At 46.6% G+C, this 25,899-nt stretch carries 18 protein-coding genes and 1 pseudogene; 17 read left to right on the top strand and 2 right to left on the bottom strand.

The genetic code is table 11. The features are described 5' to 3' along the window. The first annotated feature begins 285 nt into the window (after positions 1-285). Both codB and ABEQ74_RS01985 read left to right on the top strand, forming a co-directional pair. A complete protein-coding gene (codB, locus tag ABEQ74_RS01990; RefSeq protein WP_430118911.1) occupies positions 286-1,566 on the top strand; it encodes a cytosine permease in 1,281 nt (426 codons plus the stop codon). Next, positions 1,535-2,803 (top strand): cytosine deaminase, encoded by a 1,269-nt coding sequence (locus tag ABEQ74_RS01985; RefSeq protein ID WP_430118909.1) that lies wholly within the window; start codon positions 1,535-1,537, stop codon positions 2,801-2,803. The genes codB and ABEQ74_RS01985 overlap by 32 nt, the downstream gene beginning before the upstream one ends. A 133-nt stretch (positions 2,804-2,936) precedes the next feature. Here ABEQ74_RS01985 and ABEQ74_RS01980 read toward each other — a convergent pair whose 3' ends face one another. Further along, complete coding sequence (locus ABEQ74_RS01980; RefSeq protein WP_430118907.1) at positions 2,937-4,319, bottom strand: ADP-ribosylglycohydrolase family protein; 1,383 nt, start codon at positions 4,317-4,319, stop codon at positions 2,937-2,939. A gap of 106 nt (positions 4,320-4,425) precedes the next feature. Further along, on the bottom strand, positions 4,426-5,274 hold the full coding sequence (locus ABEQ74_RS01975) for an AraC family transcriptional regulator (protein WP_430118905.1): 849 nt from the start codon (positions 5,272-5,274) through the stop codon (positions 4,426-4,428). Between the two features lie 308 nt (positions 5,275-5,582). Between ABEQ74_RS01975 and ABEQ74_RS01970 the strand changes: the two genes are divergently transcribed. The 15 genes and pseudogenes from ABEQ74_RS01970 to ABEQ74_RS01900 form a co-directional block, all read left to right on the top strand. Next, a complete protein-coding gene (locus tag ABEQ74_RS01970) occupies positions 5,583-7,253 on the top strand; it encodes an extracellular solute-binding protein (RefSeq protein ID WP_430118903.1) in 1,671 nt (556 codons plus the stop codon). Positions 7,254-7,366: 113 nt separating this feature from the next. Beyond that, a complete protein-coding gene (locus ABEQ74_RS01965; RefSeq protein WP_430118901.1) occupies positions 7,367-8,269 on the top strand; it encodes an ABC transporter permease in 903 nt (300 codons plus the stop codon). A gap of 37 nt (positions 8,270-8,306) precedes the next feature. After that, complete coding sequence (locus ABEQ74_RS01960) at positions 8,307-9,191, top strand: carbohydrate ABC transporter permease (protein ID WP_430118899.1); 885 nt, start codon at positions 8,307-8,309, stop codon at positions 9,189-9,191. A 39-nt stretch (positions 9,192-9,230) separates the two neighbouring features. Further along, positions 9,231-10,961: a sensor histidine kinase gene (locus tag ABEQ74_RS01955; RefSeq protein ID WP_430118897.1), complete on the top strand. Its 1,731-nt coding sequence runs from the start codon at positions 9,231-9,233 to the stop codon at positions 10,959-10,961. Positions 10,962-10,973: 12 nt separating this feature from the next. Beyond that, complete coding sequence (locus ABEQ74_RS01950; protein WP_430118895.1) at positions 10,974-12,656, top strand: response regulator transcription factor; 1,683 nt, start codon at positions 10,974-10,976, stop codon at positions 12,654-12,656. A 96-nt stretch (positions 12,657-12,752) separates the two neighbouring features. Continuing rightward, a complete protein-coding gene (locus tag ABEQ74_RS01945; RefSeq protein ID WP_430118893.1) occupies positions 12,753-14,027 on the top strand; it encodes a Gfo/Idh/MocA family protein in 1,275 nt (424 codons plus the stop codon). Positions 14,028-14,321: 294 nt separating this feature from the next. After that, complete coding sequence (locus tag ABEQ74_RS01940; protein ID WP_430118891.1) at positions 14,322-16,850, top strand: DUF4855 domain-containing protein; 2,529 nt, start codon at positions 14,322-14,324, stop codon at positions 16,848-16,850. A gap of 343 nt (positions 16,851-17,193) precedes the next feature. Beyond that, positions 17,194-17,961, top strand: coding sequence for an ABC transporter ATP-binding protein (locus ABEQ74_RS01935; protein ID WP_430118889.1), 768 nt, complete (start codon positions 17,194-17,196; stop codon positions 17,959-17,961). Next, positions 17,948-19,879, top strand: a complete 1,932-nt coding sequence (locus ABEQ74_RS01930) for an ABC transporter permease (RefSeq protein WP_430118887.1) — start codon at positions 17,948-17,950, stop codon at positions 19,877-19,879. The genes ABEQ74_RS01935 and ABEQ74_RS01930 overlap by 14 nt, the downstream gene beginning before the upstream one ends. Before the next feature lie 14 nt (positions 19,880-19,893). Further along, positions 19,894-20,262, top strand: coding sequence for a YxeA family protein (locus tag ABEQ74_RS01925; protein WP_430118885.1), 369 nt, complete (start codon positions 19,894-19,896; stop codon positions 20,260-20,262). A gap of 58 nt (positions 20,263-20,320) precedes the next feature. Beyond that, on the top strand, positions 20,321-22,522 hold the full coding sequence (locus tag ABEQ74_RS01920; protein WP_430118883.1) for a M1 family metallopeptidase: 2,202 nt from the start codon (positions 20,321-20,323) through the stop codon (positions 22,520-22,522). Between the two features lie 140 nt (positions 22,523-22,662). Next, positions 22,663-23,376, top strand: a complete 714-nt coding sequence (locus tag ABEQ74_RS01915) for a response regulator transcription factor (protein ID WP_430118881.1) — start codon at positions 22,663-22,665, stop codon at positions 23,374-23,376. Beyond that, a complete protein-coding gene (locus tag ABEQ74_RS01910; RefSeq protein ID WP_430118879.1) occupies positions 23,373-24,827 on the top strand; it encodes an ATP-binding protein in 1,455 nt (484 codons plus the stop codon). The genes ABEQ74_RS01915 and ABEQ74_RS01910 overlap by 4 nt, the downstream gene beginning before the upstream one ends. Before the next feature lie 116 nt (positions 24,828-24,943). Further along, complete coding sequence (locus tag ABEQ74_RS01905) at positions 24,944-25,417, top strand: GlcG/HbpS family heme-binding protein (protein WP_430118877.1); 474 nt, start codon at positions 24,944-24,946, stop codon at positions 25,415-25,417. Positions 25,418-25,509: 92 nt separating this feature from the next. Next, positions 25,510-25,689: pseudogene (locus ABEQ74_RS01900) on the top strand (VOC family protein); the annotation flags it as partial. Between the last annotated feature and the right edge of the window lie 210 nt (positions 25,690-25,899).

Below are 25,899 nucleotides of genomic sequence, written 5' to 3'. Positions count from 1 at the left end.
TAAAGAATTAACCGTTGGATAATACTGACATTGACAATCAAGGGTTTTTCCAAAATAATAGAATGTAATTGAATACTGGTACCTTTAAATCAGTCCAGAGAGGCTGGCAAGGGCAGCGGATTTTTATAATCACGCGTAACTCAGGGCATATCCCGTCAGGGAATGTTCTGCGTCTTCGCGCGGGTTATGATGCAAAGAAGAGGCTACTTGTCAGTTTGAGACTTGACGAGTAGCCTCTTTTTTCTGCTTTTTTGGTATCAGGACACTTTAACTGGAGGTATTCTGATGAGCAAACAAGATAAGGAGTTTTCGTGGCAAGCGGTACCGAAAACGCAGAGAAATCATTTTGGGAAGACGTTCTCCGTCATGTTGGCGTTCACTTTCTTCTCGGCAAGCATGTTGGCAGGAGGGACGCTTGGAGTAAGCTTGACGTTCATGGAGTTTATGGGAATTGTGCTTGGAGGTAATTTGGTACTCGGCATCTATACGGGGGCACTCGCACATATCGCGGCGAAAACAGGCCTATCCACCCATTTGCTGGCGAAATATTCATTTGGTAATAAAGGGTCTTACTTGCCTTCATTCCTACTCGGCTTCACACAAGTCGGTTGGTTTGGTGTCGGTGTAGCCATGTTCGCAGTACCGGTTGCGAAAGCGATGGGGTGGAACGTGTACCTGCTGATTTTCTTGTTTGGTCTCGCCATGACAGCATCGGCCATCTTCGGCATGAAGTCGCTAGTTATACTGGGCTATGTAGCAGTTCCGGCCATTGCCATTCTCGGCGGTTACTCTGTATTTAAAGGAGTTAATACACTGGATGGCCTGCAAGGTTTGCTAGATTACACGCCGACTCAGTCACTCACCGCGGCAGCGGCATTGACCATTTGTATTGGGTCCTTCATTAGTGGTGGAACGCTGACACCCGATTTTGCCCGGTTCGCTCAGACGTCCAAGCAGGCAGTTACCGCAACCGTCATTTCATTCTTTCTTGGGAACTCACTCATGTTCCTGTTCGGTGCAGTCGGCGCAATGGCATATAATCTGTCCGATATTTCAGAGGTTATGTTCCTTCAAGGGTTGATCGTCCCTGCAATCATCGTTCTGGGACTGAACATCTGGACGACCAACGATAACGCACTTTACGCTTCTGGGCTGGGTTTCGCCAACATTACTAAAATTTCGAAAAAGTTCTTTGTCATCGTAAACGGCATCGTGGGTACCGTATTCGCTATGTGGATGTACAACAATTTCGTCGGTTTCCTGAATGTACTCGGCGCAGCGATCCCGTCCATTGGTGCCATAATCATCGCGGATTACTTCTTCGTGAAGCGCAGAAACTACAAACCGTTTGCCGAAATGACATTTAAGAATGTAAACTGGATAGCGATGGCCGCTTGGGCTATCGGCGTTGCTTTCGCTCAACTGGCACCGGGAATCACGCCATTGAACGCACTCATCGGTACGGCAGTGACCTACATCGTCTTGATGCTTATTGTTCCTGCCGCCAAAGAATCCACAGAAAAGGGGAAAAACAATGATTATACAGAACGCAAAATTGCGGGGTAAAGAAGGTTTATGGAATATCGTCGTGAAAGACGGGAAGTTCGAGCAAATTACGCAGTCACTGGAAGCAACTGCGAATGAGGAAGTCATTGATGTAAGCGGATCTCTGGTACTGCCGCCATTTATTGAGCCACATATTCATCTGGATACAACGTTAACAGCGGGTGAGCCGGAATGGAATTTGAGCGGTACGCTATTCGAAGGTATTCAGCGCTGGTCAGAACGCAAGGCATTTCTGACACATGACGACGTCAAAACACGTTCCAAAACAGCATTGAAATGGCAGATCGCACAGGGTATCCAGCATGTACGTACACATGTGGACGTTACGGATCCAACCTTGACTGCTGTAAAAGCAATGCTTGAAGTGAAGCAAGAAATGGCGCCTTATGTTGATATTCAACTCGTCGCTTTTCCACAGGAAGGCATTCACTCTTACCCGAACGGTGCAGAATTGCTGGAAGAGTCCTTGAAAATGGGCGTTGATGTCGTTGGTGGTATTCCTCACTTCGAATTTACGAGAGAGTATGGCGTTGATTCGATGAAGGTCGCGTTTGACCTGGCGGAAAAATACGATCGTCTCATCGACATCCACTGCGATGAAATCGATGACGAGCAATCCCGTTTCGTCGAAGTTGTCGCCAAAGAAGCTTACGAACGCGGGCTAGGCTCCCGGACAACGGCAAGCCACACAACAGCGATGGGATCTTATAACGATGCTTATACTTACAAATTGTTTAGATTGCTGAAGATGGCTGACCTGAATTTTGTCTCCAATCCATTGGTTAACATCCATCTGCAGGGACGCTTTGATACCTATCCGAAGAGAAGAGGGCTGACGCGCGTTAAAGAGCTTCAGGAAGCCGGTCTTAATGTGTGTTTCGGTCATGACGACATCTTTGATCCATGGTATCCGCTAGGAACGGGGAATATGCTTCAAGTACTGCACATGGGTATCCATGCATCACAGCTGCTCGGCTACGACCAAATCGTGAATTCGATTGATCTCATTACGAAGAATAGTGCAAGAACGCTGCATATCGAGGATAAGTACGGCATAGAAGAGGGCAAACCTGCGAACTTTATCGTTCTTGAAGCAGAGAACGAATATGAAGCCATTCGCAAACAAGCTGGTGTGCTGTATTCCTTCAGAGAAGGACGCAAAATCGCGGAAACGAAGCCGCGTGACACATCGATCATTCTTGAAGGCGGTCTGGAGAAGGTTACTTTCAATAAATAATTTATTATGTATTAAAATCCGTGGATTTCCGCGGATTTTTTTGGTTTAACGATGCCGTACACGATGGCAGACGCAAAGCTTAACACAGAGAGGAGGGGGCTAGCAGCCTCCTCCTACTCGATCCTAAATCATTTTAATGCTGCAATTTCCGGAAGACTCTATAACTTCTTTGAGCGCATTCGGAGATGGCAATGGGGTGGAAGCCGCTGACATCGGCATACAACGTATCGTTTAGCGGCGAGATCCACTTCTCAGGAAGTGACGACGCTCCAAGCGATGCGCCAAGAATGGAACCGACGGTGGCGCCATTGCAATCGGTGTCCCAGCCACCAAGTACGGCTGTCGTAATGCCTTTCTCAAAATCCCCGCCGGAATGAATGAGCGCAGCCGCGCATAATGCAGCATTATTGTTGGTATGAACAGGGTGATAGTGCTTAAATGCTTCCCATATTTTACTGACCAGTTCTAATTGGTCTTTCGTTTCCTCAGCTATGTTGACCGCTAATGCGATATCTTCTGCAAGGCGGCTGTGTTTCGGAATTTCACTCAATCCGATCTCAACAATTCGCTTTACATCACTTTCAATGAATGCGGCGGCAATCATAGCTGAGCAGAACATGGCACCGTAAATACCATTCTTAACATGGGAGAAGGAAGCATCCCGCCAAGCAAGCTCAGCTGCAAGCTGGGGCTGGCCGGCAGCACCGTATGCATAGCCGTCGACACGAATTTGGGCGCCGATCCATTCGCGGTAGGGATTCAAATAAGAACGACCCCAATGGATATGTTTCTCCCAGTCGTCTGGCCGATCGCCGCTAATATGTGAAGTGACGCGAGCGAAATTAAGATAGGACTGTGCTTCAGCCGTGAATACCTGCCCGAATGTCAAATGACGATGCCACAGCTTGCCCACATCCCAGGAGTTGAAATCAAGCCCGCGCTCCTCAAGCATGAGCAGTCCAAGAACGGTATAACGAATATCATCGTCTGTTTCCATAAAGCGAATGTTTTCCCGGCAGCTGGCCAAGCTGCTCCATCTTGCTATCTCGATACCGTACTCGGCTTCTGCAGTTGATTCGCCTGGTGTGTAGTGACGAATCGGCCATTGCCCCGCGCCTTCGAACCACAACTTCACATTGTGCCAGCCGGGACTTTCGCCGGTACCTTGCATGAAGGAAGGAGCTTCGAGAGGTTTTCCGAGCGCACAACCAGCCGAACGGCCGAGCCATGCACCATGAAATTTATCCTGCCATTTAAGTTCATCCCAGTTTCCGGACAGTAATCTCGGTCCATCCGGACGTTCGGCGCGAATGGCTTCCAATTCCGACGGCTCGATATACTTGAAATCCACACGTGGTTCAAGAGCCATTAAAGCCTGGTATACTTCCATTAGCTTTGCTTCGTCTGTGCCGGCCGCTTCCAGACGTTCGGACATCCCTTCTACATTACAGCCTTCTTCTCCGCGCTGTTTTATTTCATCCCGAACTAATTCCCTCATTCCAATCCATTTCGTCATAACGGTTGCCCTCCTGAAATACATGAAATCAATGTATGCCTTGATTATAACCAGCCATGCCGGCAATGGCTTCTCAAATTAGGAAAGCGTTATTCTCATTTTTTGTTCATTCCATAACTCCCATCGATTGCCGATAACGGATCGGAGACATGCCGACAGTCTCTTTAAAGACGCGGTAAAAGGTCGGCAAGCTTTGAAAGCCGCATTCGAATGCAATATCAGCAACAACTTTGTCCGTTCCTGCCAATTCCCGCTTGGCAGCCTGGATACGAAGTAAGGAGACATATTCCGAGAAACGGTAACCCGTCGTTTCCAGAAACGCTCGGCTCACGCGCGAGATGCTTAAACCAAGTTCATCAGCTAATTCCCCTAAGCTAACCGGCTCATTGTAACGATGCTCGACCAAAGCGGCAAGCGATTGCACCTGGAGAACGGAATGCACCATATGATGACGCTCATCATCGGATAGCAAACCGTTGTAATGTCGAAGAAGACGGCCGCACAGCTGAATGAGCGCGCTTTTGGCCATGACCAAATACCCCGGGGACTTCTCTCGCAGTTCTTCCGCTATAGCCAGTACCCAAGGAGTGAGCTGTTTGGCGAGGGGGGAATCGCCAATGATATGATTGCAAAAATGATTGGAGCGATAGGAGAATGGCAGCAGCAGCCCAGGCTCCTCAGCTAGCAGCAGCGCGGGATCAAAGTTAATAAAGAGATAGTGGCTCGGGTCGTCGGGGTCAGATTGGGCAATATGCCGTTCTTCACTATTGACCAGAAATAAGTCGCCAGGTTTAGCTGCATATTGTTTGTTCCCAAAGAAAAAATAGCCTTTGCCTGTTAAACAGAGGCCGATCTCCAGACTCGCGTGCACATGAGGCGGCTGCCGATAAGTGGCAGGGGTCCATTCGAAAGCATTGATAGCAATGGGATGGTCATAGGCAATATGAAGTTTCATTATGATCCAACACCTCCAGACAATAATGAATTTCTATGCTAAGTATATAGACATGGGATGCATTCAACCAGATACTGTTATTTACTTTCATACATACATATTGAGGTGTTTCTAAATGAAAAGTAAATGCCATCGTTGTATACGTCAATCATGGGAATTATGTATTTTTGCCTGGTGTCAAGAGGTGTATACGAAAGTAAAGACTAGTATATAGAACAGCGTGGGGCTTCTTTTTATACTTGAAATATGAAATACTGCAGTATCATTTGCAGCGAAAACTATAACGAAATGTACCGGAGGGGTAAAATTTGAAGAGCAAAAAGGCACTTGTCATGATCTCCTTGACGCTTGCATTGGCGATTACGGGCTGCGGGTTCAAAACGTCGTCTGAGCCAAACCAACCATCTGGAAATTCCAAGGAACCAATTGAAACAACAGACACAGGAAACAGCAATGATGTCATTGAGGTCTCAACGGTTTCGCCAAGCGATCCTTACTTGAAATTTGACGAAGGGGAGAGCTTTGACAAAAACTCCGTTTATGATGCTTATGAAAAAGATATCGGTGTCAAAATTACTAATAAATGGATTGCCGATGTAAGTCAATTTAAGGAAAAAGTGAAAATCGCGATTGCATCCAATGATATTCCGGATTTCATGCTTGTCAACGCAGCACAGCTTAAAGAGCTAACTGAAGCGGATATGATTATGGATCTGACAGAGGTTTATGATCAGCATGCTACGGAAGAGACCAAAAAGTTTCTGACCGTTGACGGCGGCCTGCAAATGAAAACAGCGATGATCGACGGAAAAATGATGGGTATTCCAAGCTCATATAACCCGTTCAACTATCAGTACTTGTTCGTTCGTACGGACTGGCTGAAAGAACTGAACCTGCCTGAGCCTAAAACGATGGATGATCTCATTGAAATTGCCGAAGCGTTCAAAGCGAAAAATCCTGGTGGTACAAAACAAGCTTACGGTATTGCGGTTAGCAAGAATCCATTTAGCACAGAGACAGGCGTTACCGGTCTGAGAGCGTTCTTGAACGGCTACCATGCTTATGAAAATATCTGGATGGAGGACGGGAACGGCGGTTTGATGAACAGTGATATTCAGCCCGAGATGAAGCAGGCTCTTGGAGCGCTGCAAGACATGTTCAAAAAAGGGTTGATCGATCCTGAGTTTGCCGTTAAAGATACGGAAAAAGCCGCTGAGCTCATCTATGACGGCAGCATCGGCATGGTATTCGGCGCTTCCTGGACACCGGCGCAGCTTGTGCAGGGCGCTGTGAAAGACGGCAAGGTTGTTCAAGAATGGGGAGCGTTCCCGATCCCTTCAATCGATAATAAGCCTACTTTGAATCAAATCGGCCTTGGCGTTGACGAGTACTATGTAATCTCCAAACAAGCCAAGCATCCGGAAGGCGTTATCAAATTGCTGAACCAATACATCGTTTTAACGCAGTCTAATCCAACAGAAGAACAAAAGGTTTACGAATACGGTAAAGATGGGGTAGAAAAAGGAGCTAACTACTGGTTGCTTAACCCGCTTCGTGTAGGTAGACAAATCGATAATAATGGGGAGATCTTGCCGAAAGCGATCGAAACAAAAGATGCTAGCATTTTGGAAACAAAAGACCAAAAAACGCGTTATGAGCGTGCAATGAAATATGTTGACGGCAGCGATATCACCATGTGGTGGGAGTACCTGATTTCGGGTCCGAACGGTGCGGTATCGCATAACCCTAAAATCCTGCAAAATAAAGAATACCTGCAAAACAAGTTCTACGGCGCGCCTACTCCGACGATGGCAGATCGTCAAGAAATCTTGACGAAGAAACGTGATGAGATATTCATCAAGATCATGATGAACCAAGTATCCGTAGACGAGTTCGATAAATTCGTTGAAGAGTGGAAGAAGCTTGGCGGCGATGAAATCACGAAAGAAGTGAACGAGTGGTATAAATCGCTTCAATAGAATCTGTGGCGGTGGGAGGGATTGATTCTATGCAATCCCTCCTTTTTTCAAGAACAATCAGGTTCTTGAGCAAGGAATGCACAGCATGAAAAGTGAATCAGCGAGGTGAAGATATGAAACTGACGCGCATATGGAAGAAGGAATGGCCGCTTCATTTGATGCTGCTGCCAGGTTTAGCTTTTATTGTTATTTTTAGTTACATTCCGATGTCAGGAATCATGATGGCTTTTCAAAAATATGTACCGAATAAAGGGTTGTTCGGCTCTCCATTTATCGGATGGAGGAACTTCCAGCTGTTAATGGATTATCCGGATATCGGTCGTATCTTTTTTAACACGGTCTATATTGCCGTAATGAAAATCCTTGCCGGTTTGTTCGTGCCGATCACCATTGCTATTTTGCTTAATGAATTACGTAGAGAGTGGATGAAAAGAACGTTCCAAACCCTGGTCTATCTGCCCCATTTCTTATCCTGGGTGCTGCTGAGCGGTATTTTGGTCGACATTTTATCTCCTTCCTCCGGCATATTGAACCAACTGCTTGGATGGTTCGGCATGAAGCCGATTTTCTTTCTTGGCGATAATAACTGGTTTCCTTATGTCATGGTTATCTCCGATGTATGGAAAGAATTTGGATTTGGCACCATAGTTTATTTGGCGGCGCTAACAGGAATCAATCCTACGCTTTATGAAGCCGCTCAAATCGATGGCGCAGGCCGCTGGAAACAAACGCTTCACGTGACGCTGCCGGGCATGATGCCGATCATTATCCTTATGCTTACGCTTAATATCGGCAATGTGCTGAATGCCGGATTTGATCAAATATTTAACCTGTACAGTGCACCGGTTTATGAAAGTGCTGATATCATTGATACTTTTGTCTACCGCATGGGGATCCAGCAAGCTCAGTTCGGATTTGCCACAGCTGTCGGTTTATTGAAATCCGTCGTATCCTTTATTTTCATTTCCGTATCCTACGTACTCGCATACCGACTAGCGAATTACCGCATTTTCTAATAGCGAAAAAGTCGGTGATTCAGAAAGGAGACAGATCGTGGTCATTAAACCGTCATTCGGAAGAAGAGCTTTTCTCGTATGCAATCTAATTTTTCTAGCCTTTATATCGTTTTTATGCTTAATGCCTATTATTCATATTTTGGCAATTTCCTTTAGCTCGGGTTCAGCTGCGGCAGCCGGCAAGGTGGGGCTGTGGCCTGTAGAATTTACAACGGCAGCTTATGATAACGTGTTCGGCAAGCCTGAATATTTAAGAGCTTTTGGCATTTCTTTTCAACGGGTTGTTGTCGGGACGGCATTAAGCATGCTGTTAACGATTATTACGGCGTATCCTTTATCCAAAGACAGCAATACGTTTCGTTTAAGAACCGTTTATGCCTGGATCTTCGTGTTTACGATTTTATTCAGTGGCGGATTAATCCCTACCTATTTAACAATTAAAAGCTTGGGACTTATTGATTCTCTCGGAGCGCTAGTGTTTCCGATGGCGATTAACGTGTTCAACGTCATTCTGCTATTGAACTTTTACCGCAATTTGCCCAGAGAGCTTGAGGATGCTTCACGGATAGACGGAGCCGGACATTTTTTAACACTTTGGAAAATATATGTTCCGCTATCGTTGCCCGCACTGGCAACAACGGGGCTGTTTACGATGGTCGGGCATTGGAATAGCTGGTTCGATGGCATGCTTTATATGAATCATCCGGAAAATTATCCACTGCAAACCTTCTTGCAAACCGTTATTATTAAGATGGACTTCCGATTTCTAAAATCAGAAAATGTGGAACTCATGCTCCAGCTGTCTGACCGTACAAGCAGAGCAGCACAAATCTTCGTTGCGGCTTTCCCTATTCTTATTGTCTATCCATTCTTGCAGCGGTTTTTCATCAAAGGCATTGTGATGGGAAGTGTAAAAGAATAGACAGGAAGGTCGTAGATCTCAGGCACAGGAGAACAAACGATGAAAAGTATATTCTTGTTACAGGATTCCTCTATATTCAAAAAGATCATGGCTGCCTTTTTGGCGGCCTTACTGCCGCTTATGGCGATTACCTGGATGATCAATGAGCAAGGAGCCAATCATATCCGGAGTGAAATATCCGATTCGATTTTGAATACGACGCGGTTTTATTTAGATTCTCTGGATCAGGAAGTAGAGCGGATCAGCCGATATTTACCTAACTACGTCATGGACAGGGATTTAATGGAGGTGGCGGCGACAGGCGAACAGATGAACTCCTATGACCGGTCGTATAAAATATTGGATATTCAGCACCGCCTGGATTTGATGAAAAATTCCAGTCCGTTTATTCGCGAGGCGAAGGCGTACATTCCGCTTATTGAGCGCACCGTGCTGAGCAACAGCTTTGAAACCAGGCTGAATTCGGAAGAATATGAAGCGATGCAGTCAGACAAGAAGCTTTATACGGAGCCCTTTATTTATTGGAAGGACCGGCTGTTTATTACGATGCAGTACCCTGCAAGCAAAAAAGACCCGCTCTATGTGGTAGGCGTAGAGCTCTCAACCGGCAAAATGAAAGAAACATTAGCGCAAATCGGCAATAACAGGGGAGGCCAATCTGTATTATTTAATCTGGAGCGCGGCTGGGAAATCGATAGCGGTTCCGATCTTGAATTACATGAATTGATGAAGCAGCTGGCTCTTGAAAAACAGACAGGGAAAGTGGATGAAGGCTATGATACCATCCATTATAAAAATAAACGATATCTAACCGTATTCAAGTATTCCAGTCTCTGGAATTCATACATGGTAACGAGCATACCCGAAGAGATGATTCTCGGTTCGCTGCAGGTATATAAAGCATTGTTTTGGTGGGCTTGCGCGCTTGCTGTTTTTATATTTTTATTCTTTACTTATTTTTTAATCCGGCTGATATACCGTCCGTTGATCAAGCTGGTGCGTTCTTTCCGCCGCATGCAGCAAAACGAGCTGGAGCCGATCTTGATCGACCGCAGGAAGGATGAGTTCGGCTATTTATACCAGGCTTTTAACGATACTGTGAAATCTTTGAAGACACTGATTGAGGAAAATTATGAGCAGCAAATTCGCAATCAGCGTTCGGAGCTGAAACGATTGCAATCGCAAATTAATCCTCATTTTTTATATAATTGCTTCTTCGTCCTTTGCCGTTTGATTAAATCCGATAGCCAGAAGGAAAAAGCCTACCAGTTCTGCTTATACATCGGGCAATATTTTCAGTTCATTACCCGTCATCATGATGACGACATTCCGCTGGAGATGGAGCTTGAGCATTCCCGCACGTATGTGGAGATGCAGTCGATCTGTTACGGGGATCGCATCCAAGTGTTGTTTGAAGTCGAAGCCCAGCCGATTAAAGTCCCCCGATTGATCTTGCAGCCTATTATTGAAAATGCTTACAAGTACGCCCTCGGTAATATGCGCGGCACGGGCGAGCTATGGGTGCACAGCAAGCTGCGAAATGATGCTTTTTACATTTACGTAGAAGATAACGGCGAGTTCATGACGGACGAGGAGATTGAAGCGCTTGACAAGAGGCTTCGTTATTCAACTAACCTGATGGAGGAGACAACCGGCCTCCTAAATGTTCATCGCAGAATTCGGCTTCGTTATGGAGAAGAGTATGGGATTACCGTATCACGTTCTGAGCTTGGCGGGCTTCAAGCTATTATTAAACTGAGTTTGAACTAAGGAGGAATCGCCATGTACAGGCTTTTAATCGTGGATGATCTGCCGATCATTGTAGATGGTCTTCTGGAATTGTTCGAGAAGACGGAGCATTTGGAGCTTGAAGTCATGAAGGCCTATTCCGGCGAAGAGGCGCTTGAGGTGCTGTCCCATCATCGGGTGGATATTGTGATTTCGGACATTAAGATGTCTGGTATAGAAGGCATTGAGCTGCTGCAGGAAATCAAATCACAGTGGCCGGCGTGCAAAGTTATTTTATTGACAGGGTTCAACGATTTTCACTATGCGAAGAACGCCCTTACATTTGGTGCCTTTGATTATTTGCTGAAAGTGGAAAGCGATGAGAAGATCATACATACCGTTGAACGGGCGATAGATGAAATTGAAGTGGAACAGGGTCAGGCGCAAATGATCTTGCGGGCCCAGTCCAAAATGAGGAAAGCGATGCCTTCCTTGCAGAAGGAGTATATTTGGGGCTTGCTTCAAGGCAAGACGATGACGGAGCCGCAGCTTGGGGACGCTTTTGCGGAAATGGACATACCGCTCGACGCATTGCTGCCTGTCTATTTGCTGATTTGCCGGATTGATGCATGGAAAGAAATGTTCACGGCGCCGGACAAGGCTTTGCTCGCTTACGCTATTCAGAATATCAGCGATGAGTATTTATCAGCCCATGTACGCTGCTTCTCCGTCGTCTTTGATATGAACAAAATGGTATGGATCTTTCAACCTAAAGCCGGACCGGAGTTAACGGCGGATACCGGTACGATGGAATGGACCAGAGCATACCGCTATGTGAGCGGGAATTTGGAGACGATCCAGGCGACCTGCAAAAAGTTGCTGAGCCTCTCCATATCTTTTCTTATTGGCAGCGAGGCAGTCCCATGGAATCGGCTGTCGGATCGTTTTCATACAATGAAATACGGCCTTATGCAAGGTCATGGCTTGTTCCATGAGGTCATCATGACAGATCAAGATCTTCAGAAGTCCGTTGAAAAAGAGAAGGCGAAAGGCTATCATGACAGCTTTTTTCACGCTCGCGTACAGCTGCTTATGAGCTGTCTTGAAAATAATCACCGCGAGCAGTTTCATCATCTATTTGTTGAATTGACAGACATCTGGAACGATCCGGATAGCCCCTATGAGCGCAAGGTTGAGTTGTACCATTTTCTATCTGCCGTATTTCTGGCGCATTTGCACAAAAATAAAGATATGCGAGAGTATATGAATACTCAGATTAATTTGGATAAACTGTTCCGCCAAGAGGAGACTGCTTCGTGGACAGATCTCATTCCATACTATTGGCAAATTGCGGACTGCTTTTTTGAATGGAATGCGATTAGAGGGACCGAGCTTCCGATGGAGGTCGTCAATAAGGTGCATCGTTATATAGAGGAGCACATTGCGGATGATATATCCCTAACTGCTATTGGGGATTATGTCAGCTTGAATCCATCCTATCTATCAAGGCTTTACAAACAGATCACAGGAATTGGGCTCTCTAAATACGTAAATGATTACCGTAATGTCATTGCAAAAGACATGCTGCTCAATACATCCATGAAGGTCAATGAAATTGCGGCCAAGCTCGGCTATAATTCAGCGCTTGCCTTTATCCGCTTCTTTAAGAAGCAAAATGATATGACGCCGCAGGATTTTCGAACGCTTCGCACCGAAACCATGCACCAAGGTCAATAAATGTATATGGAATGTAAGCAATGATCTATTTTGATGCACGGAGTCACCCCTTACAATGAAATTAGGATGCAATTGTACATGCAAGGGGGACTAACATTGAGAACATTAACGGCTGTACTATTAGGCGCAGGCAGTAGAGGTAGATACATCTATGGACCATATGCGGAGAAATTTCCGAATGAGCTGAAGTTTGTTGCAGTAGCCGAGCCGGATGATGAACGCAGACAACGTTTTGCAGAGATTCATCAAATCGCTGAAGAGCATGTTTATGATTCTTGGGAACAAGTATTCGAGCAGGGAAAAATGGCCGACGTGATGATTATCTGCACGCTGGATCGTATGCATTATATACCGACTTTGAAAGCGCTGGAGCTTGGCTACCATGTCATGCTGGAGAAACCGATGTCGCCGAATGTTCGGGAATGCATAGAATTGGAGCAAGCTTCCCTTAAGCTTAAGCGTTTGCTGGTGGTTACGCATGTGCTTCGATATTCCCCGTTCTGGTCGGGTATCAAGAAATGCATCGAGGATGGGGAGCTCGGGGCAATTGGCACCATTCAGCTGACAGAGAACGTAGGCTATCACCATATGGTTCATAGCTACGTTCGCGGCAATTGGCGCAATTCCGAGGAAACAAGCCCGATGATTCTGGCCAAATCCTGCCATGACCTGGATCTCATCTCCTGGCTGATGGATGAGCCGTGCACAGCGGTCAGCTCCTTTGGCTCATTGCTTCATTTTAAAGCCGAGAACGCGCCGGAGGGTGCTGCCGACCGCTGCATTGATGGTTGTGAAGTGGAGAGGGAATGTGCTTTTTCTGCAATTAAAATGTATTTGGAGCAACCTGCTGATCATTGGGCGCGCTATATGACGCACGATTTATCACAGGAAGGCATTATCCGGGCGCTTAAGGAAGGACCGTTCGGCCGCTGCGTCTATCGCTGCGATAACAATGTTGTCGATCATCAGGTCGTCAATATGGAATTTGCCAGCGGCGCCAACGCTAATTTTATTATGTCGGGATTAACCCAGAGCGGTACTCGCCGTGTGCAGATTATGGGCACGCAAGGAGAGATCATTGGCGACATGGATAAGGGCTCATTTACGCTGTACCGCTATACGACGGGTGAAGAGATTGAAATTAAATGCAGCGTGCAGGGAGACGGCCACGGCGGAGGCGATGAGCGCATGGTGAGCTCCTTCCTCAAAAATGTACATAAGTTCGACCGTAACCCGTCTCAAGGCCTTACATCGGCTACAGCTTCCTTGCAAAGCCATTTAATTGCCTTCGCTTCCGAACGATCCCGTTTGCAGCAAGGCAGAAGCATCAAGCTGACCGAGATGTATGAGAAGGAAGAAGCGGGCGTTTAATTGTTGAAGTCTGCGGAACTATGCGGCAAAGACAAAATAGAACAGAATTACTTGCCGTGCAGTAACCATGGCGGACATCCGCGGCGTCGGGGGTTGGGAAGTGCGTACCCCGGACGCCGCACAAGTTCGCGACAAAGAAGGGAGTGGGGAATGAGATTTCATGGTTTATGAAAGCGATTACAAGTTAAGCGTGTGCCGAATATGTGAAAGGGGGGATTCATTTAGGTATTCATCACAAAGTGGTTAAAGATTTAGGTAGTTCTACACTCGAGAATAAAAAAGGAGTTGACCCAGATGATTTCGAATAGGAAATGGGGATCCGCCCTGTTCGCAGCTGTATTGCTGCTTGCACCGATTTCTACGGTGCAGGCAAAATCGCCTGTTCCGGTTAGTGCGCAGGCGGGAGATGCAGACCAGGCGACATCTTCGCCTGTGAAGGAGGCGCAATTCCGCAATCTTGCAGCCGACCTCCCTTATGAATGGTCTGAAGCTCCGGAAGCTTCGCATCCCGATGACGGATACAAGCTCACGGACGGAAAATACGGCACATTGGATATGAATGATCCGGCATGGGTAGGGCATGTGCGTGGAAAAACGCGGGAAGTCGTCTTTGATCTCGGTGAGGAAAAGTCAATCGGAAAGATCACAGCTCATTTCTTTCAAGACTATCCTACCAACTCGATCCTCGTACCTTTGACGGTATCGATGTATGTCTCCGACGATAAAGAACATTGGGGACTGTTATCCCATAACGCCACCCAGCTGCTCTGGGGGGAGGGACCGCCAAGACAGGAGACCTTTGAATGGGACGGCAGCCGGGATGGAATCAAGAGCGGGAATACAGGCGGCAAGCTAGCTTATGCCCGTTATGTTAAAGTAACCTTTACCATGCATCCTTCGCAATGGAGCTACATTGACGAAATCGAAATTATGGGTACAGACGGCAAGGCAAAAGAGGCCGTAAAGGTTTCAGCCGAGCAGCCTCATTTTTTGGAGCCGAGTGAAGCTACCGCGGGTATTCGAAATCTGAATTTGCTGTATAACGGACAATATGCAAATGGTTTAGGTGATTGGAACAAGGAACGGATCATCCCTAACATCAGTTATGTAAATCAAGATGGCGAGCCTGTCGACTGGCTTTTTGACGGGATATTATATCTCGGACTGGCTTCGCATGCCGGCCGTGACTTCGGTGTCGGACAAACGATCCTGGAGGACTGGAACTGGTATTTGGATAAAACCTTCGCAGCCGCGGGGGATATGCAGCAGTTGAATGAGGCTACAGTGGAAGTCGGAGCCAAGCTGAACCAGCCTGATCATAAAATGAAGGTTGTGCTCATGATTCCGAACCCGGGGGAATACGTAAATGACTTTGGCGACGTTGACGGTGACGGGGTATCCGAAAGCTTTAACGACTCGGTTGTCGGCAAAGAGAAAGCGCTCGAAAACCGGATAAAAGTGATGCAGTGGTGGCTGGATCAGGTCCGTCAAAGGTGGCAGGAGGCGAACTATTCCAATCTGGAGCTTGTCGGGATGTACTGGCTGGAAGAACAAATTAGCACAAGCGATACAGGTCCGGATTTGATCAAAGCTGTAAGCAGCAAAGTCCATGACATGAACTTGAAATTTTTCTGGATTCCTCACTCTTTGGCTTATAAAAGCTTTATGTGGAAAGAAGTAGGGTTTGACGCTGTGGCGCTTCAGCCTAACTATTTCTTCGGCGGAACGGATTCCGACCGCTTGGAAGATGCCGCGAACCTGGCTAAGCAATATGGGATGTCAAACGAGCTTGAGTTTGATGATCGGATGCTGACGGACAGTGTATTCCGGAACCGCTATATCGATTATTTGAACAGCGGTGTTGAAACTGGCTTGATGCAGAATGGATTTAGAGCTTATTACCAAGGCAATAATGCCATTTATAATTTAGGGGTAAGCAAGGATCCCGACCTCCGTCTAATGTATGACTGGCTGTACCAGTTCGTGAACGGAACGTACAAGATTGACAGCAGCCCGACGATGGAGTCGATGGAGGAGCTTGTACAGAGTTATATCACGGCGAATGAAATCAATTCAGTTTTTGGCAATGAGTTGTTGTATCGTTTGCAGAACATTAAGCTGCTTCTAGGGCAAAATAAGCCGAAGGACGCCGTAACATATTTGCAGGATTTCCTCGCACACATTCATGATCCGGCCGTGCAAGCGCAAGGGTTGATTTCGGCACCGGCAGCAACGGTAATTGATACTTACGCCAAAATTCTCATGGAAACTTGGTCTGACGACTGGGGCTTTAGTAATCTGGCTCAAGGTCTAAGCTATACCATTTCACGACCGCCTAACAGCAGCTATCCCGATTCAGGAAATGAACTGACGAACGGCCTATTCGGCGGAACGGATTTCAGCAACGAGCAGTGGCAGGGTCATGCGGGAAGCGCCTATCCAGAGGAACGAAGCCGCACCATCACATTGGATATGGGCCGCAACAAATCGATCGGATCAATTAGGGCTCATTTTCTTCAGGATCAAGGTCCCGGCATCTATTTCCCTCAGTACGTTACTTATTCCGTTTCAACTAACGGTCAAACGTGGAGCAAACTGGCAACCGTTTCTCCGCCGCAGGCACAAGGTGACGCTTCGGCCGAATTCCTGAGATGGAGTGGATCAGTAGACGGCGTGCCGGGGAAAGCGGGAGCCGATAAAGTGTATGCCCGCTACGTTAAGGTCGAATTTCCGGTCGACGTCTGGGTCTTCCTTGATGAAATTGAAATTCTTGGCCTTGACGGCAAGGTGAATGGAGCCGTAGTTTTGCCGCCGAAGCCGTAAACACCGGGCATCCGGCAACAGTAGAGAATTCCACAAAAACGCTGTCGCGTTATGATGCACAATAAATTACAATTCCTAATGAAAGCCATGGGAGCAGCGTTGTTTTTCACGCTGTGACCCATGGCTTCTGTTTATAGCTCTTGCTACTACCTACATAGATTACATAACTTTTCTTATAGTTTGGATAGCATTGATTTCATAGCCCTCAGGTTGCCGCAAAGGCTCTCTGAGGGTTTTTTGTATAAATTTAAGGTTGTTGTAAGGTTGGGATTAAGACGGTGTAAGATTCGGCCTTTAAGATTGGATTTACATTCATGAAACCCAAGGATTAAGGAGAGACACCATGAAAACCATACTGCAAGCAATAAACGTAAACAAAACCTTTGGCACAAAAGGAAATCTATATACGGCGCTCCAAAACATCAACCTGAGCATTGAAGAAGGGGAGTATGTCGGCATTATGGGCCCATCCGGTGCTGGGAAATCAACGCTCCTGAACATCTTCTCGACGATTGATACGCCGAGCACCGGCGAGATCACAATTGATGGACAAAACATCGTTGCCATGAACGAGGAAAAGCTGTCCGATTTCCGCCGCAATAAGCTTGGATTTATTTTTCAAGACTACAATCTGCTAGATACGTTGACGGTCAAGGAAAACATCCTGCTTCCGCTGGCCCTTTCCAAAGTTCCTGTGGCTGAGATCGAAAAGCGGGTTGAGGAAATCGCCGATACGTTTGGCATTCGCGAGATTCTCGATAAGTACCCGTACCATATTTCGGGTGGTCAAAAACAGCGTGCAGCGGCGTCACGGGCAATCGTGTCGAATCCGAGCCTGATTTTGGCGGACGAACCTACCGGTGCGCTCGATTCGAAATCGGCGACCGGTCTTCTGGAAAGCTTGAGCAAGCTAAATCAGCACAATCAAGCGACCATCCTGATGGTTACTCACGACGCCTACGCGGCTAGCTACTGCAAGCGGGTCATTTTTATCAACGACGGCCGGCTGTTCAAAGAGCTCCATAAAGAAGGCATGACAAGGCAAGACTTTTTTGGACAGATTATTGAAGTTTTGGCGACGCTCGGAGGTGGTCATCATGACGCTATTTAAGATCGCCGGGAAGAACATCCGAAAGAACTTCACGAATTATTTTCTTTATTTCGCCTCCATGATATTCAGCATTGTCATATATTTTACGTTTGTGTCCTTGAAATACGACAGCACCATCGCATCCGCATCGGAAGGATCGCAGAAGATTAGCTCGGCTTTCAGCGGGGCGGCGGTCGTGCTGATCGTTTTCGTGGCGGTGTTCATCTGGTATTCGAATTCGTTTTTCACACGCAAGCGCAAAAAAGAGGTGGGGCTGTACTCGCTGCTTGGCGTCCGTAAAAAACAGATCGGACGGATGATGTTTTATGAAAATTTCCTGATGGGCATTCTGGCCCTGATCGTGGGAATCGCGCTTGGAGCGGTGCTTAGCCGGTTTTTTGTGATGATTCTGATGAAGGTGATGGGTTACGCCGTCGTGGCGAACTTCTCCATTTCCCCGGCTGCGATCTTGAATACGTTCCTGGTGTTCATGATCATTTCGCTGATCACGTCGGTCCAAGGCTATCGCTTGATTTACCGTTTCAAGTTGATTGAGCTGTTCAGGGCAGATCAAGAGCGTGAGAAAGAGCCCAAGTCTTCCCTGATCATTGCGTTATTATCCATAGCGCTCATCGGGTTCGGCTACTGGCTTGCGCTGCAAAATATGCTTACGTCCAAGGCATGGGCGACCATCGGGTATATGCTCACGCCGCTCGTTATTTTGATCTCAGTCATTCTGGGCACATACCTACTGTTTAATACCTTGACCGTTACACTGCTGAAGCTGGCCCGCAGACACAAAACGAGCTACTGGCGTGGCCTGAACCTGATCGGGACTTCCCAGCTGCTGTATCGGATGAAAGGCAACGCGCGGACGCTCACCATCATCGCTGTGCTAAGCGCAACGACGCTGACAGCAGTTGGAACGGCGTACAGCACGTATTACAACACCCGGACGAACGCGGCAGTTGCGAATCCGAACAGCTATATGTTTATCGGGGTGGACAGTACGGTCACAGAAAAAGTTGATAAGGCGATCGAGCAGGCTGCGGGGCATAAAGTGCTGTACCATGAGTCCATTCCTCTCCTTGAGGTAGATGCGGACACCTCCGGCCTAAATCATGCTCAAGGATCAGATGAGCAGTCGTTTACCGTCATATCAAGCAGAGATTTTAACCGGTTGGCCAAGCTGCAGGGGCGGGACGACACCATAAGCCTTGAAGGCAGCGAGGCCGCAGCGCTCGAACCTGCCTATCTGGAAGGATTTTCGCCAGAGTATGTCGGTTCGACGATCAAGCTTAAGGGTGAAGGGATCAATGAAAGCCTCCAATTCAAAACATTAAAAAAATACAATGTGCTGAATCTTGGAACGGTCTACTCCACCATTGTCGTCAGCGATGACATGTTTGAGGATCTTAAGTCGAATGTCAAGTCCATGGCTGCCGAAGCTTACAGCATCACGCATCAGGACAAGGCGAAAGAGCTGACAAAGCAGCTGGAAGAGATTTTACCGGAGAAAGCCGGGCTTTCGAGCTTTTACAGCGTATATTCACAGGGAATGGAATCTTCTGGCCTCTTGATGTTTATGGGTGGATTCCTCGGCCTCGTGTTCCTGGCAGCAACGGGCAGCATCATTTACTTCAAGCAGCTAACGGAAGCCGGCAGTGACAAAGCCCGTTATGTGATTTTGCATAAAATCGGCGTTAAAAAACGGGAAATCCGCAAATCCGTCGCTAAACAGGTGCTGTTCATTTTTGCCCTGCCGCTTGCCTTCGGCATCGGCCACTGTGCTGTCGCTCTGACGGCATTGTCGAAGCTGATGATGACCAATCTGGTCGTTCCCGTCGTGAGCTGCATGGGTGTCTATGTCTGCATCTATCTGATCTATTATTTATTGACTGTACATGCGTACTGCAAGATCGTTACCAATACAAAATAAGGAGTCGAACTGTAATGAAAAAGGCGATTATCACTTTAGCGGTTGTAGTGATCGTTCTGGTTGGATTTGTTGTATTCATCCAAAACGTGAATTTGAACCGTATCGGTGCAAACCAATATTACGTGCAGATTAACCAAGACGGAAAGAGAATGGAAAATAAGTCGGATAGTGGAGAGAAGTATGTTTCTTACGAATACACCCTGGAGGGCTTTAATTCAAAAGGTGAGGAAAAAAGCCTGACTTTTACAGCAAATAAGGAACTGCGTAAGGACGCATACCTTCGAGTCTATGTGAAGGGGAATGACGTCAGCTCCTACCAGGAAGTACAGGTCGGCGAAATGCCCGAGCAAGCAAAACAAAAGCTCGAGGGTTCCGAGCAATAACTATTATATGGAAACCCGAATGTAGTCAACTAAACATGTGTATGAGGGAGAGAATCCAATGTATCGAATAAACTTCAAATCAGTATCACAAAAAACGCTGGCTTACTCGCTGGCTATTACGCTTATGGCCTGTCCGGTTATCGCTGCTGGCCAAGCGCTTGCAAAACCAGCCACCACCGTATCCGCTGAATTCATAGAAATGACGCAAGCTCATGCTCAGGTTCAATACCTGATCAATGCAAGGCTAGATGAGAAGAATATGCGCATCCAAGGAAGCGAGACCGTCACTTACCGTAATACGTCCAACGATACGCTGAGGGAAATCGTCTTTCATACGTTTGCCGACGCCAACCGGTCCAAAGCGACTCAAACTTCCATGTTTAAGCGAAACAATGAGGAGATCCGGAAGGAAAATCCCGAAAAAAAGCCGGAGGACTATCTGGGTGGCATCGACATTCAAAGTGCGGCGGCTGACGGACAACCCTTGCTCTTTACGAACAGCAATCAGGCTTTGACCGTTAAACTGCAGCAGGAACTAAAACCTGGCGAAACAGTCACAGTCGAAATCGGTTTTGAAGTGAAGATCCCGTATGGCATGCAGCGCCTGTCTTATTACAAAGACATCATCAACGGGGCGCATTGGTTCCCGGTCATGTCAGTCTACGACGAGAACAAACATGCCTGGGACAAAACACCTTACAGCCAGTCGTTCGAGACCGATTATTATGATTCATCGGATTTCGAAGTGCATTTTAACGTGCCGGAAGCCTATCAGATGCTGATGCCTGGGAACATAACGACGCAGACCGATCCGAAGGAGGCAGGCCGCAAAATCGTAACCACCGTTGCCGATAACACCCGGGAGCTCGTCTTTTTTGCCAGCCCGAATTATAAGGTTGAGCGCGTTACCCGTGATGGACTGACGGTTGAATATTATTATTTTGACAATATGCCAGACAAGAAAAAACTCGTTGACGAGTACATTGATACGGCTTTTGCGGCCATTTCGTTTTTTAGTGAGAAATACGGGAAATACCCTTATCCTGAGTTCCGAATCGCAGAGTCGTACGTAGAGGGTGTGGCGGTCGAGTTTGCCCGAGTCATTCAAATGGGACAAATCGCGCGGGTTAGCGATCCTGCGCATGATTATGTGTTCGTGCATGAAATCGCCCACCAATGGTTCCATGCCTTGATCGGCAACAACTCGGAGACAGAATCGTTTTTGGATGAAGGATTTGCCGATTTTTCAAAGGTTTATTTCGCTGATAAACAAGGTGACGACCTGAACGGGTTTAAATCGATCCAAATCGATGATATGTCTTCGGTTGACAAGCCGATTGCCGCAACCAATACGGAAGTGAGAGACTTGGAGAGTCCAACCTTTTACAATAAAGGACGTCAGGCGATCTACCAGCTGTACCGAACAGTGGGCGAAGAGAAATTCGACATGTTCATGAAAGAATATTTCAAACGGTACGAGTACAAAAACGCGACGATCAGTGGGCTTTTGCAAACAATCCAGGATACGCTAGGAGAAGAAGCGCGAAAGGAAATGGACAAGATCCTGCACGATCCGCATTTTGTCCTGAAACCCGAATATCAGTTGTCCGAGGTGGAAACGACTGCATATTGGCATGAGCAGTTCAAAGACATGTACCATTCGTCCCTAACCCAAGTTTCGAATCTTCCGGCGGAAACGATGAGCCGTATCATGGATAAGGCACTGAAAGGCGAACCGCTGACGATCGTGGTGAGTGATCAGGCTGGCAGCCTAGCGAAAAAGCAGCAGCAGACAATCTTGACACAGCTTGAAGGGACTCTAGGGATCATGGGTATTCCATACGAGGTGATATCCGATCGACAGACGCTCAAGAAAAAGCTGAAAAAGAATCTCGGAACTAGCAACATCATCGCCATTGGCAGTTCCAAAACAAACGGACTCATTCAGGCGCTTAAACCCGGCATCATACAAAAATCGAAGGCAATCAGCTTCGACTGGAAAAGCAAGATGAACCAAAAAGCGACTTCCGGCGCATACGTTATTAAGCATCCTTACAATCAAAATCGCCTGCTGCTGCATTTTTTCTGGGACGGTGACGCCTTGAGCGAAAATGCGGTCGAGCCGTTTGCGGAGCAGATGCTGCAATCGCTCGGTTTTAGCGGCGACTTTTATCAATACTACGTACTAGACAAATCAGGCAAAATAGCATCCGGCAAAAAGACGGCCAACCCGATGGCGAAGTTTTTTGCTGAAGAATAAGAATTATTGAGTTTCTGAGCAGTGCGTCCTTTTCAATATATGGTTATAGTAATGGAAGAGCGGGGAAGATAATTACTAAAGACTTGGCAGTTTCTGGCTGCCAGTCTTTTTCCCTGCTTGCAGAAAGGAGGTTGAACCGATTGCCGCTAAATCAAAAAATATTGATCGTGGACGATGAAGAGGATATCGTAAAGCTTCTGAAAACCGTGCTGGTTAAGGAAGGTTTCGGGCATGTATATACCGCTTCTTCCGCCGAAGAAGGCTGGATTCGGTTTCAGGACAAGCAGCCTGATCTCGTCATACTGGACATTATGCTTCCAGATGGCGAGGGGTATGACGTATGCAAACAAATTCGCAGCGTTTCAAACGTGCCGATATTCTTTTTATCAGCCAAAAACGAAGAAATCGATAAGATACTCGGATTTGCCATCGGGGGCGACGATTATATCACCAAGCCGTTCAGTCCGAAGGAAGTGGCTTATCGAATCAAAGCCCGTTTCAGAAGAACGGAGGCTGCCCCGGAGGAGAACAAGGACGATCACACCGTGAAAGCTGGGCCTTTCGAGCTTGACGAACACAAATTCGAACTGAAGAAGAACGGCCAAATCATCGAGCTCAAACCGAAAGAGATTGGCCTTATCAGCTATTTGCTAAAGCATCCGAACAGGATTATAAGCAAGGAAAGCCTGTACGATCAGGTTTGGGGGGAGGAATCCTTCGGTTATGATAACACCGTTATGGTACATATTCGGAGGCTGAGGGAAAAGATTGAGGAGGATCCTTCAAACCCGCAATATCTGGTGACCGTAAAGGGACTGGGATATAAGCTTGTCTTAGGGGAACAGAAGCGATGAAATGGCGGCTGACCGGCAGATACTTGGCATCCGTCGTTCTAATTGTTGTCGTTGTTATTTTTATAAACATTTTAGTGGTAACGGTTTTTTTTATATACCAAAGTGTATCTCCCCAGTACCCGTTCCAACAAGAAGAAGCTTCAGCCGAAGCTATTACCCGTTCATTCAGTAAAGAAATCGTTCTATCCGAGCCGGGGATCGCCATTACCAGTCAAGGGAAGGAAATACTGGAGCGAAATCATGCCTGGGTTCAAATTCTGGACGAAAACGGCAAAGAGGTTTATGGATATCGTGTGCCGTCTGAAGCTAAAACCAAATATACGCCACTGGATATCGTTCAGACCTACAAGTATCTGGAAGAAGAACTGATGTCAATCGTTTTTATTGGGGAAAAGCTAGGAAGCGGGGAACGCTACAGCTATTTGCTGGGTTTTCAAAACCCTAATCTGGAGCGGAATATTCTCACCTATGATATCCGAAAGGTTGGTCGGTTTCTTCAAATCGGAATCCTCACTCTGCTTTGCGTCGACGGCTTCATCGCGCTCTGCATCGCTTATTTGTTCAGCAAAAGGTTAACCAAGCCGCTTTCCTCGCTCATTGACGGGATTAAACAGTTGGCCGATAAAAACTACCGGGTGCGCTACGAATCGAAGGGCCTCTATAAGGACGTATTTTACAACGTCAACGTGCTGACAGAGGAACTGCGGGCAAGCGAATTGGTACGGAAAAAGCTGGACCGGATGAAAGAGGAGTGGATCGCGAACATATCGCATGATATTAAAACGCCGCTTGCTTCGATTCAGGGGTACGCCGAAATGATGCGAGACAAGGATTATGATTTTACGGTTGAGGAAATGCGGGATTACGCGGAAATCATTGAACGGAAATCGCTTTATTTGAAAGACGTAATCGAGGATTTGAACCTTTCCACCCGTTTAAGAAACAAGGGACTGACACTGGATCTGAAAAGCGTAAATATCGTCAGCATCGTCCGTAACGTTGTCATAGATACGTTGAATGATGCCCGGTACGGCAACCGGAATATCGAATACCGGTATAGTGATGACGTGATCCTCGTTGAGGTCGACGACATCTTGATTCGCCGTGCGGTCGCCAATCTAATCTACAACGCGATCGTCCATAACGATGAGAATGTGGTTGTTGAAGTCAGTGTCAAGAAAGAAGGGGATTTCGTTCGGATCGTTGTCGAGGACCATGGTAAAGGGATCAAGAAAGAAGAGCTGGAACGGATTTTCGACCGTTATTATCGCGGAACGAACACAGGAGAGCTGCATAAAGGATCCGGCCTTGGCATGGCCATCGCGCACGATATCGTGAAGGCTCATGATGGGGAAATCCATGTGGAAAGTGAGCTTCACCAAGGAACAAAGATCGAAATTTTGCTGAGATTTCAGCCGCACGAGAAGGCCAAGCCCTCCGTCCTTAAATAGGATGCAGGGCTGTTTCTGTACTAATGGAAGCTATATAAAGGGGAGGTCTTGGATTCACCACTAAGGACATTTGACCATATTCTAATAATAACTTGTGAAGTAAAGGAGAAGTTTTAATGTATAAACTTACTTTAGCTACTGCTAAGAAGTTATTAGAAATTGCCGAAGAGCGTGCCAGACAATTAGGTCTAAGCTCAGATATTGCAATTGTTGATGAAGGGGGAAACCTGATTGCTTTCTATAGAATGGACCATGCCAGAATTGCTGGTATAGACATTGCTCAAGGAAAAGCATGGACCAGTGTAGCTATGCAAATGCCGACAGCGAATTTAGCTCAAACAGCGCTTCCCGGAGGAGCGACTTACGGAATCAACACGACTAATCAAGGCAGGCTGGTAATATTAGGTGGAGGAATTCCTCTCATGGATCAAGGTAAAGTTGTAGGTGGCATCGGTGTAAGTGGAGGAACAAGCGCTCAAGATATAGACGTTGCCAATGCGGCTGTTCAGGCGTTTGAAAACAGACAATACCATGAAAATGAATATACAAAAGCATGGATTGGATCATCAAAACAATTCTATAATTATTAATCTCATGGAGAAACCAAGGGTCCCGCCAACAATTTAATGTTAAATGGGACCCGTTAGGAATATCTTTCTACCATTTGATATAAATAATTACGAAAGAGATACTGAATGAATATTTTCACAAATTGTCTGTTGATGGCAATGTAATAATGCCTTTATCCAACATGCCTTGGTCTTCGTGCTTTGGACTGCTGGTGGACAAGTTCGGCGTATCATGGAAATTTAATTGTGATGCAGATAAGTTTCTTGATAGTGTTATGTCGAGCAAACAGTAATCTAAATGGTGACAAAGCATATAGAAGGCTTATTCCACATGTTGAAGAGGGAGTAAGCCTTCTTGGCATATTTACAGACTCGCTTCAGGCGCTATGAAAAAGTGTCTATAAAAGAGTACATACATAATTTTCAGTTTCTCTTCTTTAACATATTGCTGATTTCACATTTCCCGCGTGTAAGGAGAACAGTTGAAATGTATCCCTGGAGAG

This window comes from Paenibacillus solani, from assembly GCF_050475945.1.
Taxonomy (GTDB): Bacteria; Bacillota; Bacilli; order Paenibacillales; family Paenibacillaceae; genus Paenibacillus_AQ; species Paenibacillus_AQ solani_A.
Note: the sequence above shows the minus strand (reverse complement) of the source record. Positions and strands in the feature narration are given on the sequence as shown.